Genomic DNA, 17,716 nt, shown 5'->3' with positions numbered 1-17,716 from the left:
ATTCTATCATTTACCTCCACCCGAACCGCTTGCTAAATCAGCTAATCCTTCGCCTGTGCTGCTTTCTGAATCCCCGCCTTGCTGCTCTCCCTCTTTACGCTTACCTCCAACATCCGGCTTATCTCCTACCGGCGGCTTACCTTGCGAAACCATAGCAGCATCCTTAAGGAAAGCTGCTCCTTTCTTTACTAAATCAACGATTTTAGTTGGACTTGCCGTTACTGCATCCATATTAGGACCATTAGTTAAATCAGAAGCAAATCGCCCTATAGATTTAGAGAAGTAATAAAAAATAACCGACAATACTAATACGCATAAAAGTTCCGCTAAAATAGATACAACATCTCTAACAATTGATTTTATTGGAAAAAGTATCAATAAATGCTCTTCCCAACCTTCACCTGCATAATATTCTAACATTTTATATCCAAAACTTTCCTGACATTTATCTGCCCCACCAACAGGAAGCCTTAACTCAAAAGTACTAAATCTAATATCCCCTTTTTCATAATCATATCTAAGAAATTCACAATTTTTAAATATTGCGGAATCATACATAGTTATTAATAAAGCTATAAAACCTGCTACTACTGCCGGCTGCAATGCACATGAAATACATACTTTTAGCCACCCGTCAAAATAAGCTTTTGTACGGGTAAATAGAGCCATAGGAATGAATATAGGAGAAATATATGTCATAACGTAAATAGTAATCATGCAAACTAAATAATGCGTAATAAAATATAAAAGTATAGATAAAAATATTACAGAAAATACTAAACCTGCTGCAAGTATAATAACGTTTCCGGCCATAAAGAATCCAAACATAACGGTAAAAAATCTAAGTGCTCCTGCTTTACTTAAATCCTTCGGTCTGTAATTTTTGCCATCAGGATCAAAATTAGGTATAGGTGTATTATTACCACGGGGACCATTGCCGACCACATTCCCTAACACTCCATTCTTATCTATATTATAAAGTAAATCCAAGCCAAGATAATAACCTATACGGCAATCAATCGCGTCCCATAAACCGTAAAATTTATAACCGTCCTTATACTTTGAATTATCAAATTGACATAATCCTCTAGAACCTGCTGCATTAAAGATCATCTGTGCAAAGTCCGGTGCTGCTCCTGTCAAAAGAGGTAATCCATATTTTAACATACCGTTTTCTTTTGTCGGCTGACCGCCGCTAAAATCTAAAGGTCCAAGACCGATAGAAAAATAAGCAACAAATAAGAATTTTATTACAAAAAGAGCTATTTTTTCAGTACTTGCATATTCTGTATTTAGAGCCATATTAAAGGCAAAAAACATAGTATAAAGAATTAATGCCGCACCTATAATTCTCTTTAAATAACCTTGAAACGTAGAAAAAGCAGCAAGATTAGTTATTCTAGAATTTTGATCTTGAGCACTACAACTCTTTCCAGCAAAAAATATTTTATTAAGCGTTTCGCTCAAACACTGAACTGCAAGACCGGAAAAATTAATTAACGATTGACTATAATTTGCTCCCGTATAGCAACTTTTTCCTATATTACAATTCTCATCCTCAGGAGGAGGTGGAGTCGGTGTAGCACTCAAAGATTTACATGCTACCGGCATCGGTCCCCTTGACGTAGGCATAACTAAACATAGATCATTATCCCATTTTTTAACCGTTAAAACGATATTCTTTAATACAGGATTTGCTCCAAGATCAGGATTATTATCGGTACTTAAATCACTAATCTTTTTAGAGTCACCTTCATTTAAAGTATACATGGTGCAAGGGCTACTACTACCTTCTACATTTTTAAAACAAAACGTTATACTAGACGCAACTGAGTTACAATTACCTCTCGGATCTTTCATATCAATATTACGAATTATATAGCCATATGCCGTGTCCTTTTCTAAATACCCATCTGAAGTAGTCGGTAAACTAGAACATGATTCTCCAAAGCCGGCAAAGCTAGCTAAGCTTACAGACGCTATACAAACTATAATAAATATCTTTAAGGTTTTAAGAGTTTTCATTAGAACTATTATCTTTTTTTTCTGTTACTACGCCGCTTTTTACTAACTCATCCCATGCCTTTTCAGCATTTGCACGTCGTTCTGATATTTCTCCTCTTCCTTGTTCTCTTACTCTTCCTCCTCCGCTTGCTACTAGTTCATTCCATACTTTTTCTACTTTTACACGTTTATCTCGAATCTCTGCATTTTCCCGTATCTGTTTTACGCCTGTCGGATTATCATGTTCCTTTAAGTTAAAACTATAATCAATTATTCCTGACCCCTTACTTGTACTGTCAACTTTTTCTTGCGGTGACGTAGTAGTATTATCTTCTTTTCTGTCGTTTTCTATATTTTTATTTTCTTCTACCTTTGCTTTTTCTGACTTATTAAGTTCATCAGCTAATTTATCAAATTTATTAGTGACACTATTATCCCTTTCTCTTATCTCAGTTACTACACCGCTATCGACTAATTCATTCCATTTCTTTTCTGCATTCGCACGTCGCTCCGATGTTTCTTCACCTTGCTGGTCTCTTATTCTTCCTCCCCCGCTTGCTACTAATTCGTTCCACGCTTTCTCTACTTCTGCACGTTTATCACGAATCTCTGCATTTTCCCGTATTTGCTTTACTCCTGTCGGATTATCATGTTTCTGTAAGTTAAAACTATAATCAATTACTCCTGTACCTTTACTTGTGCTGTCAACTTTTTCTTGTGGAGCTGCATTATCAACTTTTTCCTGTGAAGGCGGAGTATTATCAATCTCTTTTTTACTTTCTTGATTATTATCTCTTATGATTTTTCCAACACTTTCAGCTTCAATATTACTTTGTGGTGCAGGTGTAGAAATAGAAGTTCTAATACTAGCAGGCGGTGGTGAAACAGCTTCTGTAGGAGCAGGAGGAGCAACAACATCTGATCTTGCTTCACTACTTACAGTTTTTGGGCTAGAAGTTGCTACAGAAGACGAAGCTGTCGGCGTTGTTACCGCAGGTGCCGACGTACCTCCGCTTGCAGCAATATTATCATTTGGTAGTCCGCCTTTCCCTACCTCTAAATCACTTGCTCCTCCACCTTGACCAGCTTTTAAATCACCAACTCCTCCTCTACTTGCTATCTGATCGCCCCCCTTAGTTGCAGCACCCGCAGTAGCAAGTACTGCCATAGCTGCCTTAAATATTGCTTGCGGTTTTATAGCAACATTATTAAGAGCTACTCCTTCCGTCATATCTGCAGCAAATTCAGCTAGTTGACTACTAAAATTATACATCAAATACAATGTAAAACATGCCGTAACTAACGCAAGCAAAATATTTTTAATTTTCTCAAAAAGCACTTTTGGAGACTTGAAAAACATTCCGGGACCCAAAACTACTCCCGATAAAAACTGGAATTTAGCAAGAAATTTATCGGTAGGGGTATTACCCGGTTTACTATCGACAATTTCACTTACATTATCTTTTGCAAAGTTAAATGCCGTGGTAATAGGGTTATTTAACATATAACCTAAACTATTTTGACAGCTTTCTACGGCATCTTTATCAGGATATTGTGACGTATCATCCCAATCATTATTAATGTAAAATACTAAAACATCCCTCTTAGAAGTAATGCCACCTTGAATTTTGTCTTCTATACTATTGTGAATTAACTTGCTCTTATATTGACATTTACCGTAGAAACCATAATCATATACCGAAAACATCGTGATCATAAAAGTAACTACCACCATAGGTTGTAGCAAGAACGAGATCATTAGTTTAACCCAGCTATCAAAATAATTTCTTGTATATGTGAATAAAAACATAGGTACAAAAAGAGGAGCCAAAATACCGAGTATTACTATAGATATCATACACATAATCGTTGCATTAACCATAAAGGCAGCAACCGAAATCACAAGTAACGGATAAGAAAGAGCGAGTGACACCAACATCATATTACCGGAGATTATCGCCGGAATTAGCAAATAAATATATGGTGGGGCACTAAAACTAAAGAAATCAAAATTTAAAAAATCATGACTGCGATAAGCATTTTCGACAAGTAACGTAGATAATATATCAAGCCCTAAATAATGAGCTACCCTACAATCTAATGCATCCCATAATGCAATATAAGAAACGGTACCGTCATAAGAAAGATTGTTAAATTTACATAAACCGGACGGAGCAGCATTCATAACCCAACTTGCTAAACCGTTTATACCGTCAAGTAAGAAAGGAAACGCCCACTGAATCATGCCGTCTAACCGGTCATACGGAGAACCATTACCAGGGGTTATATTAATTCCTATTGAAAAATAAGTTACGAATATCATTTTCAATATAAAATTTATATACTCACTTTTTGGTGGTACTTCACCTGCAAGTAATAGTTTAAAGCCAAAAAACATAACATATAAAGTTAGAAAAGCCGTAACTATTTTATACATTCCTACTTGAAACTGAAAGAATGCACTATCTTGCCTTGAAGCCAAATTAACCACTTGGCTTACATTATCAAAACTACAAACATCTTTACTAATTAGTAATCTAGCAATCATTTGCCTCATACACTCTATAAGAGGAGAAGTCATGACTACTGCAGTTTTTGAAGCATTATAAGCTTTTTGATAACATCCATCACCCGCTGCACTACAGGAAACTAAAGCTAAAGGATCGGTAGGAGTTTTATTTGGATCCTCAATAAAATCCTTATCTGCTACATCCATAAAGCTATTATACATGGATTTTGGAAACGGCTCTTTCATATATTTACAACCGACGGGAACGTCTCCTGTAAATCCTTTTGTCGATACGCATATTCTATCTTTATCTTGAATAATTTTCCAATATATTACAGGAAAGCCTACATCAAATGCAAAACCGTCATCACCGGGCTTACCACTATACGGAACATGATATTCCTTTTTTTTATTTGCCCACGCTTTCTTTATATCATCCCAAGGGTCGCCCCCTGTTAAGACGGCTTTAGCAATAGCAAGTGCCGATTCTGCAACAGATTTTGCCCGAGATACAATTAATTTAGCATTATTACATAAAGCAAAGCGTAATTCTGGATTTTTAGGATCAATTCTGTTTTCACGAGTACATTGACCTCCGGGGAAATTCCCAAAATTACTATCGTTAAATAAATCACTGTCGTTTATTTTAAGCTTTAAAAACGTATTCATGTATAAAACGGGAGAGACAAGATTCATTACCGCAAAAGTAAAGAACGGAGCAACAATACATGTATGAGAAAATTCAGCACGCAGCAAATCGCCTACGCCTTGGGTTTCGCAAGTTAAGCCACTCAAAATATCTACAATGCTATCAAGAGTATCTTTAGCATGAGTTTTAGTAACTAGCCCTAAATTTAGGGCAAAGCTTAATACTAATGTTATAAGTATACTACGAGGAAATAATTTCATAACTAGTTACTTGCCTCGCATTGTAAAAATGTCATCCCGTGGCTTATCCATGGGATGACAGACAGGCATTTATAATGTTTTAACTGCTTCATAAAATATAGGTAACCATTTATCCGGATCATTGCCGTGTTTCTCTCTAATTTGATCGAGCAATATTACAGTCTCAACTCTACCGGATAAAACACTGATTATGTTATCCATACCATCTAAGCTAACTTTTGCAACTACGGCATCTATTCCTTGTTTTATTAAAAAATAACGTGTAGTAGGGTCGGTAGTTTTAATTAAAACATATTCTCGCTGACTTAACATAAATGCACTACGATAAATATCCGTAGCTTTCAAATTAGGTAAAAAAATCTGCGTAGCTGTTTGTTGAATCAACGTATCACTAATTCTACTTTTTGCGGCATCTTCAACACTCTGCGTAGCAAATATAACAAAAGTATTTAATTTTCTCAACACTTTTAACCAATCTTTGATCTTAGGTGCAAATACCGGATTATCGATTAAAGCCCATGCTTCATCAAGTACTATCATAGTTTTCTGCCCATCTAAAGAGCTATTAATACGATGGAAAATATATAGTAATACCGGTGCAAGGCTTACAGGATCTTTAAGTAATTCAGTCATATCAAAACCGAATACTCTTGCTTTTTGTAAATCAATATCATCTATTTCATTGTCAAATATCTTAGCGTGTGAACCTTTACCAACCCACATTGCAATCCTACTTGCCAAACTATTTGGTGTATCAATACCAAGAAATGCTATAACATTACTAAGCCTTCTGTCTTGTTTTGCTAATCTAAAATTACCGCTTATCGCTTGAGATAAGATTTTATTATCTTGTGCAGTTAAACTTTCACCGTTAGAAGTTACAAGCACGCGAAGCCACTCTAAAATAAACGTTCTATTCTCACTAGTATCTTCAAGCTGTAAAGGGTTAAAGTTGCATTTTAAACCCGGATCAATTACTGTATAAACTCCGTTTAAAGCACGTATAAATATTTCTGCTCCTCGATCTTTATCAAAAAAGAACATACGAGGTTTGAATTTTTGTGCTTCAGCACATAAGAAATTCATAAGAACTGTTTTACCGGCACCGGTTGGACCGATAATGAGAGTATGTCCAACATCCCTTACATGAAAATTAAAATAAAACGGTGTACCTGAAGTAGTATCAAGTACTGTGACATATTCTCCCCAATGGTTATCTCTAATTTTACCGAGCGGATAATTATGTTGTGAGGCAAAGCTAGCCATATTAAGAGTATTTATAGTGGATTTACGCACTATATAATCCATATTTCCCGGCAACTGTCCCCAATAGCTAGGTTCCATGTTAACTTTTTCTCTAACCGGCTGAATTCCTGAATTAGAAAGCTCAACTGCTGCCATTGACAATATATCTTCCAAAGCTTTAATATTATTTGCAGAACATAAAAGCGATAAATGATGCTCACCGAAAGCGATATCACCGCTCGTGGCCATATCAAGGGCCGTATTAATTTCAACAATTTGTGAAGTAGCTTTATCACCGGATTGTATCATTCTATTTTGCTGTAATTGCATTTTACCGATCGCTACTGTTCTATTAACAAAGACAAAGCTTTGCGTCATAACAAATTCAAAAGGCATTTGCAGGAATCCGTCAAAAATTCCTGCCGAAGTATTAGGACCATATTCAAGTATACTGATCATTCCGGCATATTTCTTGCCAAGCGGACTTCTTGCTTCAATAGTACGAGAATCAAAAAATAAGCGATGAGTCGGTAAATATTCGTCAATAGTACCACGCGGTAATGCTATAGGACCCGGTGAATCGCCACAATTGATTAAAGATGAAAGGAATTCTAAAATTTCACAATAACTACCTGACTGCGTTTGACGAACTCCAAGTAATCTTGCTCCGTAACTTCTGAATGTATTAATCACTCTAGTTGACATTTCTTGAAGATTTTCTTTCATCTCTTTCATGTCGTTTTCCCAAGCGGTTTTATTAGATTTCTGTCTAAGCTTCTTTAGAAAATACTCAACTATAGCAACACCGCCAGTATCAGGCTTATATAAAATACTAACATATAATTCGTTAAAAAACGACCTAGCCCCAGCATGTTTCTTACGCCATTCTGCACCTAAATAAGTAATAAAATCATTAGGGACTTTTACGGTAGGATCATAAGTAAATTCCGTATCGTCAAATATTACTGCTTTACGTCTTCTAATAGTATGAAAATACATAATGATATTTCCCGAAGCCATATTTTTAAGTAAAGCATTTCTGATATTCTTTTTAATGTCTAGATCTTCATCATCAGCAGTTTCAAAAGAAAATCCATTTATTTTAATAACTTGTAATAAAGAATTATCTTTTGTTAAAATAGTATTACTATCCCAATGACATTTATAAGGAATAAAATGCGAAGTGGGTCTTTCTTGTTTAGACCTTAATTCTTTAGCTGCTCTAGTTCTAAATAATTTCATTACCTCACCTGATTTAACTATTTTGATTTATTTTGTCAGTTATACCTCTTTTTATGTCATTCTCGCGTAGGCGGGAATGACATAAAACTCAAATATTATACGAATTTGCTCCGTAGTAAAATTTATTAGGACATTGGCTAGTTCTTGACATTTTATTTAAATATAGCTCTATGAATCTCGGTTCTTTAAAACATATAATATAAGCTACCAAATGCAAAGCAGCTGCAATGAATAAAATCATAATGCCGTTATTCCAAATAAATACTATCATCGTCATTATCATATTTAATGCAGCAAACTTAATACTTACTCCAAATATCATAGGCGGTCTAGTTAACCCTACAAATAAAAGATCGGATGCTAATGCTCCTGCCATAAAAAACCTCTATTAATTTATATTAATATCAAACATAGTTGACAATATTGAATTCGGTGCTTCACTATTCACAAAATGTACGTAACCGTTATTATTTTCAAGGACATTAACTGCTATCTTAATTAATGCTTCTTCGATGAAATTATTACTATCATCTAACATTGATTTCAACAAGTTAATATCTCATATTTCTATATTATACGGAAACGTCTCGGATACCTGTAATATCTCATATGACAATATTAAATGTTCTGCACTTAATGCAGAAGCAATTGTTGCTACCGTTAAGTTAACATTTAATAAATGTGTTTTCTCCTGATCGTCACTCGCAAACGGTGCTATCACGGGTATAATATTATTATCTGCAAAATTTAATAAAATTTCTGGATTAATCATAATAGGCTTACTTAAAAAACCAATATTTATAACATCATGATTTACAATTTTTCGGTGAGATAGTTTTGATTTTTTTGCTTGCAGTAAATTAGCATCCTTACCTGAAATACCAACTGCATAACAACCTATACTACTTAACTTTGTTACTATAAGCTTGTTAACGTAACTGGATAAAATTTCCATAATAATAGGATTATTTAGATAACTATAGTCGCTTATTTTACTAATTTTTTGACTAAAATTTTCATCTATTTGTGATATTAAAGACGAACTTCGTAAATCAATATGATCATGTACTATATATATTTTAGCACCGCACATCTCAAGCAATCTAACAGATTCAATAAAAGCCGTAAATAATTTATCGTCAATAATAATAGTAGCAGGCAATTTTAGAACTATTGCTTGATTCTTCAACTCACTACTACACTTTATTATATTCTTAATTATAGCAATGTTATTTAATGAAGAAATACTATCTACCTCTTTATTTTTGAGGTTTGATGCATTTTGCCAAACTAGCTTTAAGTTCTCTTGCACCTTCTTTACTCCTACTACTTACATACATAACATTACATGAGTAGTTTAAAGTTGCAAGAAAATTCTGTGCTTCATCGTTAAGGTTTTTATGATCCGTAACTTTATCGGATTTTGTGAAAATAATTTGAAATTCTCTTTTAGTTGCAAGTAATAGATCAGCTACTTTCTTATCATTTTCTTTTATACCCCTTCTTGAATCAATCAATAAGTTAACTAACCTTAAATTATAACTATTTCGTAAATAATAACTAATTAACACTCCCCACTGCTCTTTGACTGATATAGGAACATTAGCAAAACCATAACCGGGAAGGTCAACTATAATAAGTTTATCTGCAAGGTTAAAGAAATTGATTTGCCTAGTACGCCCTGGAGTATTAGAAACTTTAGCAAGATTTTTATTATTACATATCGTGTTTATTAGGCTTGATTTGCCGACATTTGACTTACCGACAAAAGCAATTTCCGGTAATGAAAAATTGGGGATTTGATTTATATTCATAGCACCGGCTACAAATTTAGCTTGATGACGAAAAAGCTTACTGCCATCAGTTGATTTTGTAGGCACTATTTTCTGGGTAGTCATAATTTGCTTTCGTATTGGATGTAATAATGCCTTCTCGCAATGACAGGAAAACCAAACCATGCAACAACACTGAGTTAGGAATGGCATCAGCAGACTTCAATAACGCTATAAGTGAACTAGCATGACATTAAAAAACATGGTAGCGGGGGCTGGATTTGAACCAACGACCTTCAGGTTATGAGCCTGACGAGCTACCGAGCTGCTCCACCCCGCAATAATTGAGAATTGACGATTTATCTGTGTTATATTTTGACTTAGTCCAATACTACGTGAATATTGTTAGTGTCATTCTTGCGTAGATACCGAGTAGTCGTAAACTGCACGGCAACCCAGAAAAAATAATAAAAAAATTCTATAAATCAGAATTGTTTACTGGATTGCTTCGTCAATTGCTATGCAATTTCCTCGCAATGACGATTTGTTATCCACAAACAAAGCCTAACTAGCTTCTTTCTTACTACCGAAAGAAAGACCTGAGAATCTTTTATTGAAATCACTAACACTTTTGTTCGATTGATTTACTACATTTCCAGAATCTTTATTCCATGCCGGATGCTTTCTAAAATCAACATCCATTAAAATTTCATCTGTAGGATGAGTAGACATTGTTTCAAAAACATCACTTCCTACTTTAATCAAAAACTTTTTATATTCTGGATGTATACCGCTTTTCATAATGATTTTGCCGTTTTAGTCTGAATTATTTTTTTCTTAATAGCTCTAGCGTTACTTGATAAAACATTATCATCGGCTTTTAGAATATATGCATCAAAACCCCCGGCTTTTTCCACTGAACTAATACATCTAGCATTAACCGATAATCTATATTCCCCGGCTGTTATATCACTTGTAAACTTAACCGATCTTAGATTAGGTTCAAAACGTCTTCTAGTTTTACGCTGAGAATGTGATACATTGTTGCCGTATAAAACACCCACACCTGTGAGTTCGCACTTACGAGACATAAGCTAAATACCTTAAAACTTATAAAATATACTTCAAGTAAATGAAGAGTCATATACGAAGATCAACTTCAAAAAGAGCTAAGAGTTCACAAGCCGAGGAGCGGAGCATATACTTAATACGTAAGCACCGCAGATCTTGTAGAACGACGTAACCAATTTTTGAAGTTGATCGAGTATATACAATATACAAAAAATATAAAGCAATACTCCCCTAGTGTCAAGAGATAATTATTTTGTAGTTAAGTATTAGCTAATGCTTGATTTTTATTAAATAACAGAGTTTTATATAAAAATATAAATTAATTAAACTATTATAAATCTATGCTTATTAATGGGAAGCCAGTTCAAGGTAATATCACCGGACTAATTAAAAAATTAGGAGAGTTACCTTCAAGTTTTCCTGAATATATTAGTAAGCTTACTCCAAAACCATTAAGTACAAAGGAGCAAATTGATCATAATCAAACAGCTTTTTTGTATAATGAAGGATTAAATTATATAGCAAAGGCAATCATCTTGTTGCTCTTAAACAACTACAACAAGCTAAACAAATTGCTATAGGTCAAACTGACAGTAATTTTCTTTCCTATATTAATACTATGATAGGACGTAGCTATCAACAGCTGGGACTGTTTGATAATGCTATTCAAAAATTTCAAGATAGCATAGAGAATTCTTTTGAAGCAAAGCAATATTATAATGTAGAAAATTCATACAAAGAATTAGTCACTGCACATCAACAACAAGGAACATTAGATAAATTTATTAAAAAGCAAGAAGCAATTTTAATAAAAAGCCAAGCTAAAGAATTAATGGCAAGATTAGCTTTATGAGCTGCTTATAAAACTCAAAACCGTAAAGAAAATTCAATAGCACAGTATGCATATGCTTACTCGTTACAGCAAGGTATAATTAATTATGAAGCTGTTCGTGTGGAACAGCATAAAGTTGGTTTTGCTGATAAAGAAAAGATAGGCACTGATAACATTCAACAATGCGTTACTGTAATTTTACATGATCCATTAACTAAAAAAACTGCATTAGCCCATGTTGACAGATTTACTGATGCTAGTTCTTTAACACATGATGTAATAAGCAACTTTCCTCCTAATACTAAATTAGAAGCTTATTTAGTAGGAGGGCGTGATAGATCTGCAGTATCAATTACGGGGTATCAGATGGTAATATTCGTAAAGTAACATAAGAATTAAATAACCACTCTAACGTAAATATAAAATTTATGATATAAATGATGATTTAGCAATTTATACTAAAGATTTAAATGAAGAGATTGCCTGTAGTTTCTTTTCCGTAAAATTAAATAAAATAGCATTAGCTAGAAATATTAATTCACAACAGTTAGAGCAATTAATTACTGACTTTAATCAGAATGAATTGATAGAACAAGATTTAATAAAAGTACGAATAATTGGAGGTAATGATTCGCCTGAATCATCTAAATACTTGGAAGATATTCGTACTACTTTAAATGGTATTGATAATATAATACTAATATGATTAATATAATAGGTTTAGATGCATGTAAAAATATACATCCCAATTCTTTTGAATTAGATGGCTATCACGGGGGAGTTAGAGCTTGAGATTAATTGTAGAATATTAAATTGATACTATTAGAAGAGAAAATAGCTGAGATGTGGGGCGTCACTAATAGCAATATTTATCTTTATGGTCCATTTAGTAAAGAAATAAAGATAGGTACGATGTATTTATACGTGAAATAGGCACAAGCCAAGCCTAACATAGTACCGATAACGATTATACGGAATTTTGCAGGACTAAAAATTAAAATAACTATTCCAAGAATAATTACTATTTTTATTATATCATCTGTCGTATAAGAACTAGAATTTATAGCATAAACATTTAGATTTATACCTAGAAATATTATTATACATAATAAGTTCTTAAACATTTTATACCTCTATAGGCCCAGTAGTTAATCCATTTATAAATTGTTTTAAATAAGGATTATCACTACTACGCATTTCATCTTTACTACCGTACCATTTAATTTTTCCTTGATAAAGCATAGCTACTTCTTTAGCTATTTTTGCGGCACTAATCATATCATGAGTTATAGTAATCGTAGTTGCCCCTAACTCTTCTTGGATTTTTATAATTAATTCGTTGATAACATTTGCCATGATAGGATCAAGCCCTGTGGTCGGTTCATCAAGAAATAAAATCGACGGTGTACTACAAATAGCCCTAGCAAGGGCTACTCTTTTTTGCATCCCTCCCGATAATTCGGCAGGGTAAAGCTCGAGTATTCTAGGGGATAAACCAACGGAATTAAGCTTTGCACCGGCAAGGTCGTTTTTTTCTTTCTTAGATAATTTTTTAGTCTCGAAAGTAATATTATCACGTATATTTAAGGAGTCAAATAATGCTCCGCCTTGGAATAAAAAACCTATACCGTCCATAATTTCAAATTTTTGTTTACTTGAGATATCTTGGATTTCTACATTATCAATAAAAATTTTACCTTTATCAGGTTTAATCAATCCTACTATATTTTTAATTAGAACCGATTTGCCGCTACCGGAACCACCTAAAATAACTAATGAACTGCCCTTTTTTACATCCAAATCTATTCCGTCTAACACCTTATGATTAGCAAATGATTTATATAATGACCGAATTTTAATTTTAAATTCTTCTACACTCATGCATACTCCAAATAAACAAAAAAAACTGTATACTCGTTTAATTTGAAAAATTAAACGAGTATACCTATACTTTAAAAAATAATTCGGTTATTAAATAATTGCTGATTAAGATAAGGATAGAAGAATTCACTACTGCCGAGGTAGTTGCTCTTCCAACTCCCTTAGCCCCTTTACCTGAATAATAGCCGCTATAGCAACTTATTATAGAAATAATAAACCCAAAAACTCCCGCTTTAATAAGACCGGAAACTACGTCAATCGGTTCTAAATACTGAAAAGTACTGGTTAAATAAGCTGCACTATTAAAATCAAGTTTATATACCCCTACCAAATAACCGCCCATAACACCAATTATATCCCCGATTAACACAAGACAAGGCATTGTAATAATAGCTGTTATTACTCTTGGAAAAACTAAATATTTAATAGGATCGGTAGATAAAGTATATAAAGCATCTACCTGCTCCGTTACTCTCATTGTGGCTATTTCGGCGGCGATTGATGCCCCAACTCTTCCCGCTACCATTAGTCCGGCTAAGACAGGTCCAAGCTCTCTAGTCAGCGACAATACTACTACCGTTGCAATAGAGCTTTCAGCTGAGAAACGGGAAAAACCGATATAGCTCTGTAATGCAAGTACCGCCCCTGAGAAAAAAGTCGTCATCGCAACAACCGGAAGCGAGTGAAACCCGATAAATAATAATTGTCTGATGATTAAACTCAAATATAAAGGCGGTCTTATGATACTGCTAACGGCAGCAAAGCTAAATAGAGAAAAACTACCTACACTTTGTGCAAACTTTATAGTACGTTTACCGATCGAATTAGCTATATTGAATAACATTTGTATTTTTTCTATTTAATTTAAGTACGCTATGTCATTTCTGCGAAAGCAGGAATCCAGTAACCTCTAATGTCATCCCGCAGTCTTTTTTAATTTTTTTCTGGATACCGTGGTCAAACCATGGTATGACACAGATATCTACCCGATATACTTTCTTTTATATCTACTACCAAGGTTAGTTAATACCTCATACCCGATAGTACCTATAATACTCGCTATTTTATCGGGTGTGCAATAATTTCCGATAATTTCCGCTTCCTGCCCTAGAAAAATCTCGGACGGTGGTAGATCGGTAACATCGATATTTATTAAATCCATCGATACTCGCCCTACTATAGGAACGCTGCGACTGTTAATAAATACTTCACCTTGATTGCTAAAATTACGACTAAACCCATCGGCATAACCAAGCGGTAACGTTGCAATGACACTATCACGCTTAGTTGTAAAAGTCATATTATAACCGATATGGCTATCTAGTGTCAAATTCTGTAAGTGAATTATAGGAGCTTTTAAGGTTATGGGATTCTTTGTTAAGGGATTAAGACCGTATAAGGCTGCCCCCGGTCTTGCTAAATCAAAATGGTAATCCTGTCCTAAAAATATGCCGCCGGAATTAGCAAGGCTTGCTTTGATGTTTGGGAAATATTGTAAATAAGCTTTAAATCTGTTTAACTGTTCTAGATTATAAGGATTATCTATTTCCTCGGATATAGCTAGATGGCTTATAATATATTGTAAATCTAGCCCTTTTAACAAATCACGATCATTAATTAGCTGCTCTATCTCATCAGAGCTTAAGCCAAGACGATTAATCCCCGTATTGAAATGTAAATAACAAGGCAATACTCTGTTTTTCAAATTACTAAATTTTTGCCAAATTTCTATTTGTTTTAAGTTATTTAGAACAGGTGTTAAATTATATTCTATCAGCTCTAAAGCATCATGTTCAAAAACGCCGTTAAGAACTAAAATATTAACATCTAATCCTAAAGCGTTGCGTAAATTCACTCCTTCTTCACTTGAGGCCACAAAAAAATGCCTACAATTTTCTTCTATTAAAGCTTTAGAAATTTGTACTGCTCCAAGACCGTAACCGTTAGCTTTAACGGCAGCACCAACTAATGAGGTTTTGCAAATATCTTGTAATAAAAGGTAATTATTTTTTATTGTAGATAGATTTATTTCTACAGTACACAAGCTCATAGTATATTTATTAACTCTTTTACGATGATAGGACAATACGGATATTATATGAAATTTTGTAGATAAGTCACTTGTTTCTATAGTATCCGTGATAAAAATATTGTCTATTAGACCTCTTGCATAACTTGCTTCTAAAGGTAATTTGTACGTCAATCCAGTACTCACATCCTCACGTACTAAAATGTACGCTGCGGTGCTGCGTTCCATATTTCCTACAAATTCCTCTTTATTAGCTTCGTTCTCCAAGAGGTCTATTATCGAATTTTTAGAACCGGCAGAAAGCACTGCATGAGTTATAAAAGCACTAACCGATAAAGCCGAATGTTCTTTTAAAAATCTCGCTGCTTTTACTATTGTTTCTCCACTATCTATAATATCATCAATTAATATGCAATTTTTGCCCTCTACACTCCTGTTATTGATATCATCTCGCAATTATTATTTATATCCCTTTCTTTTTTTATATAAGCTGAATCTATATTTAGTAAATTACTAATTTTTTGAACTCGATTGATACTTCCTTTATCAGGTGCAACTATAACGAAATTGCTATAAGTTCTTAAAAACGGGATATATAAATTTATAGGTTCAAGATTAGAAACAGGAATATTAAAAAATTTCTCTATTTTATCGGAGTGTAAATCAATAGTAATTACATGGTTTACTCCGAGCTTCTCTAAAAAACCTGCTATTAACTTAGCAGGAATTATATTTTGAGAATTTATATTATCTTGCCTTGCATAACCAAAATAAGGCATTACTAAAATTATTCTATTTGCTCCCGCTTTTTTTGCTACATCTACTAGCAAAAACAACTCAATTAAGCGATCATTAACGGGTTTTGATGTGGATTGTACTATGATTATATCTTCATTATGAAACGATTTTTGAATTTCTACTTTTATTTCGGAATCATTGAAATAGGTAATTCTCGGCTCAATAATATTTAATGCTATAGCTAAACGCGTTGCGAGTAACTTACTACTACCTGCTAAGATTTTCATGTGAGTGATTTATGTTGTTTAACGCTATTAGCGAGCGGGCTTTGTTGCGTGGATATCTAATCGTCATTGCGAGTAGTCGTAGACTGCGTGGCAATCTCATGCAATAATAACAAACTCCTGAGATTGCTTCGTCAATTGCTATGCAGTTTCCTCGCAATGACGATTTAAGATGACAGTGAAATAAGCTTAAGAACGACTTTCTAATTTTTGTATTAGTGCCTCAAAGCCTTGATTTTTTAAAGTATCGGTAAACTCGTCTTGTTGAGCTCCAATAAGACTTACACCTTCCGTAATTATATCAGAAACTTTAAAAACGTCTTTTCCGTTTCCTTTCATTTCACGTACAAGATATTCTACTTTAATAGGGCCTTGCTCTTTATTACTAATGATATTCATAGCAACCATAAAATCGGTCGAGCTTAAAGGACGAACTCCTACTATTTTAGGCTGTTCGCCTTTATAATCTTTTATTAAATCAGTATAAGATTTAGTAACATATTTAGAGTAAACTTTGATGAATTCCTGAACTTGCCCACCTGATAAAGTTTTTATCCCATTTCTGCCTAATGTATATTTAGCCATCCAATCAAAATCTAGGTTCTGAGACATTAACTCACGTGCTTTAGCAATTTTTACTCGCTCAGATAACTTACTATCGTTTAATATACTAGAAGCTTCATTTACTAAATTAGTAACGTAACTGTTTAAACCGGCAGGCACTTTTTCATTAGAATAAGCGGAAAACGTCATAACTAATAAAAATAAACCTGTAATAATTTTTTGCATATAATCCTCTTTAATTTCATTAATTCTTGGGTTTATGACATTTAAAATTTTCAGGATATTGAACCGATGCTTCACGAGCACGATGTAATGCTGATCTAATAGCCACATAAGGATCGGTAGAATTCTTCATCACATAATCACTAAACGGTAATACAACATATCGATCGTTTATTTTACTAACTGCTAGTACTCCTAAGTCAAAATCATTATGAGTGTAGTACATTAATGGATTAAGAGCATAATTAGTAATTACCGAATCCATCATATCTCTTGCGTTAGTACTACCGATTATCGGCAATACTAAATAAGGACCTGGGGCAACTCCATAATGTGCGAGGGTACTACCGAAAGTTTGACGATCGGACGACAAACCTACTTTACCTGCCACGTCAAATAAACCGCCTATGCCAA

The 17,716-nt window shown here is 33.8% G+C and carries 16 protein-coding genes, 1 tRNA gene and 5 pseudogenes; 4 read left to right on the top strand and 18 right to left on the bottom strand.

Annotated elements, in window-relative coordinates; all coding sequences use genetic code 11:
- Window positions 1-6 precede the first annotated feature (6 nt).
- The 9 genes and pseudogenes from RGRA_RS0101265 to rpmB all read right to left on the bottom strand — a co-directional run bounded on the left by RGRA_RS0101265 (window position 7) and on the right by rpmB (window position 10,772).
- Window positions 7-2,025 carry a TrbL/VirB6 family protein gene (locus RGRA_RS0101265; protein WP_017443438.1) on the bottom strand — a complete coding sequence of 673 codons (2,019 nt, stop codon included), beginning with the start codon at window positions 2,023-2,025 and terminating at the stop codon, window positions 7-9.
- On the bottom strand, window positions 2,012-5,422 hold the full coding sequence (locus RGRA_RS0101260; protein ID WP_017443437.1) for a TrbL/VirB6 family protein: 3,411 nt from the start codon (window positions 5,420-5,422) through the stop codon (window positions 2,012-2,014). The genes RGRA_RS0101265 and RGRA_RS0101260 overlap by 14 nt, the downstream gene beginning before the upstream one ends.
- 69 nt (window positions 5,423-5,491) lie before the next feature.
- On the bottom strand, window positions 5,492-7,909 hold the full coding sequence (locus RGRA_RS0101255; RefSeq protein ID WP_017443436.1) for a VirB4 family type IV secretion/conjugal transfer ATPase: 2,418 nt from the start codon (window positions 7,907-7,909) through the stop codon (window positions 5,492-5,494).
- 88 nt (window positions 7,910-7,997) lie between these two features.
- Window positions 7,998-8,285 (bottom strand): type IV secretion system protein VirB3, encoded by a 288-nt coding sequence (locus tag RGRA_RS0101250; protein ID WP_010976817.1) that lies wholly within the window; start codon window positions 8,283-8,285, stop codon window positions 7,998-8,000.
- Window positions 8,286-8,297: 12 nt separating this feature from the next.
- Window positions 8,298-9,221: pseudogene (locus RGRA_RS08330) on the bottom strand (amino acid kinase family protein).
- A complete protein-coding gene (yihA, locus tag RGRA_RS0101240) occupies window positions 9,169-9,807 on the bottom strand; it encodes a ribosome biogenesis GTP-binding protein YihA/YsxC (RefSeq protein ID WP_017443435.1) in 639 nt (212 codons plus the stop codon). Before yihA ends, RGRA_RS08330 begins: the two are co-directional and overlap by 53 nt.
- 137 nt (window positions 9,808-9,944) lie before the next feature.
- A tRNA-Met gene (locus RGRA_RS0101235) sits at window positions 9,945-10,021 on the bottom strand.
- 224 nt (window positions 10,022-10,245) lie between these two features.
- On the bottom strand, window positions 10,246-10,482 hold the full coding sequence (gene rpmE / locus RGRA_RS0101230; protein ID WP_017443434.1) for a 50S ribosomal protein L31: 237 nt from the start codon (window positions 10,480-10,482) through the stop codon (window positions 10,246-10,248).
- A complete protein-coding gene (rpmB, locus tag RGRA_RS0101225) occupies window positions 10,479-10,772 on the bottom strand; it encodes a 50S ribosomal protein L28 (RefSeq protein ID WP_004996729.1) in 294 nt (97 codons plus the stop codon). Before rpmB ends, rpmE begins: the two co-directional genes overlap by 4 nt.
- Before the next feature lie 321 nt (window positions 10,773-11,093).
- On the opposite strand from rpmB, the gene RGRA_RS13060 reads away from it, so the two are divergent.
- From RGRA_RS13060 to RGRA_RS08310, 4 genes and pseudogenes are all read left to right on the top strand, one after another.
- Entirely contained in the window at window positions 11,094-11,333 is a 240-nt protein-coding gene (locus tag RGRA_RS13060) for a hypothetical protein (protein ID WP_017443433.1), read from the top strand.
- Between the two features lie 38 nt (window positions 11,334-11,371).
- Window positions 11,372-11,605, top strand: a complete 234-nt coding sequence (locus RGRA_RS13055; protein ID WP_017443432.1) for a hypothetical protein — start codon at window positions 11,372-11,374, stop codon at window positions 11,603-11,605.
- 36 nt (window positions 11,606-11,641) lie between these two features.
- Window positions 11,642-11,973: pseudogene (locus RGRA_RS08315) on the top strand (hypothetical protein); the annotation flags it as partial.
- 194 nt (window positions 11,974-12,167) lie between these two features.
- Window positions 12,168-12,376: pseudogene (locus tag RGRA_RS08310) on the top strand (hypothetical protein).
- A gap of 83 nt (window positions 12,377-12,459) precedes the next feature.
- Here RGRA_RS08310 and RGRA_RS0101200 read toward each other — a convergent pair.
- The 9 genes and pseudogenes from RGRA_RS0101200 to RGRA_RS0101170 form a co-directional block, all read right to left on the bottom strand.
- On the bottom strand, window positions 12,460-12,708 hold the full coding sequence (locus tag RGRA_RS0101200; RefSeq protein ID WP_017443429.1) for a DUF5510 family protein: 249 nt from the start codon (window positions 12,706-12,708) through the stop codon (window positions 12,460-12,462).
- A gap of 1 nt (window position 12,709) precedes the next feature.
- Entirely contained in the window at window positions 12,710-13,465 is a 756-nt protein-coding gene (locus tag RGRA_RS0101195; RefSeq protein WP_017443428.1) for an ABC transporter ATP-binding protein, read from the bottom strand.
- Between the two features lie 64 nt (window positions 13,466-13,529).
- Complete coding sequence (locus RGRA_RS0101190; RefSeq protein WP_017443427.1) at window positions 13,530-14,309, bottom strand: MlaE family ABC transporter permease; 780 nt, start codon at window positions 14,307-14,309, stop codon at window positions 13,530-13,532.
- A 138-nt stretch (window positions 14,310-14,447) separates the two neighbouring features.
- A complete protein-coding gene (locus RGRA_RS0101185; RefSeq protein ID WP_024547223.1) occupies window positions 14,448-15,515 on the bottom strand; it encodes an alanine racemase in 1,068 nt (355 codons plus the stop codon).
- 116 nt (window positions 15,516-15,631) lie between these two features.
- Window positions 15,632-15,770, bottom strand: a pseudogene (locus RGRA_RS13050) (palindromic element RPE1 domain-containing protein); the annotation flags it as partial.
- A gap of 63 nt (window positions 15,771-15,833) precedes the next feature.
- A pseudogene (locus RGRA_RS13045) lies at window positions 15,834-15,950 on the bottom strand (phosphoribosyltransferase family protein); the annotation flags it as partial.
- Window positions 15,920-16,519, bottom strand: coding sequence for a ribose-phosphate diphosphokinase (locus RGRA_RS13040; protein WP_017443425.1), 600 nt, complete (start codon window positions 16,517-16,519; stop codon window positions 15,920-15,922). The pseudogene RGRA_RS13045 and the gene RGRA_RS13040, both read right to left, overlap by 31 nt.
- Before the next feature lie 186 nt (window positions 16,520-16,705).
- A complete protein-coding gene (locus tag RGRA_RS0101175) occupies window positions 16,706-17,305 on the bottom strand; it encodes a Tgt2/MlaC family protein (protein ID WP_017443424.1) in 600 nt (199 codons plus the stop codon).
- A 19-nt stretch (window positions 17,306-17,324) separates the two neighbouring features.
- On the bottom strand, window positions 17,325-17,716 hold a 392-nt coding region (locus RGRA_RS0101170; RefSeq protein WP_024547221.1), incomplete at its 5' end, for an MlaA family lipoprotein.

The organism is Rickettsia gravesii BWI-1, from assembly GCF_000485845.1.
GTDB classification, from domain to species: domain Bacteria; phylum Pseudomonadota; class Alphaproteobacteria; order Rickettsiales; family Rickettsiaceae; genus Rickettsia; species Rickettsia rickettsii.
This window is presented reverse-complemented; position numbering and strand designations above follow the sequence as displayed.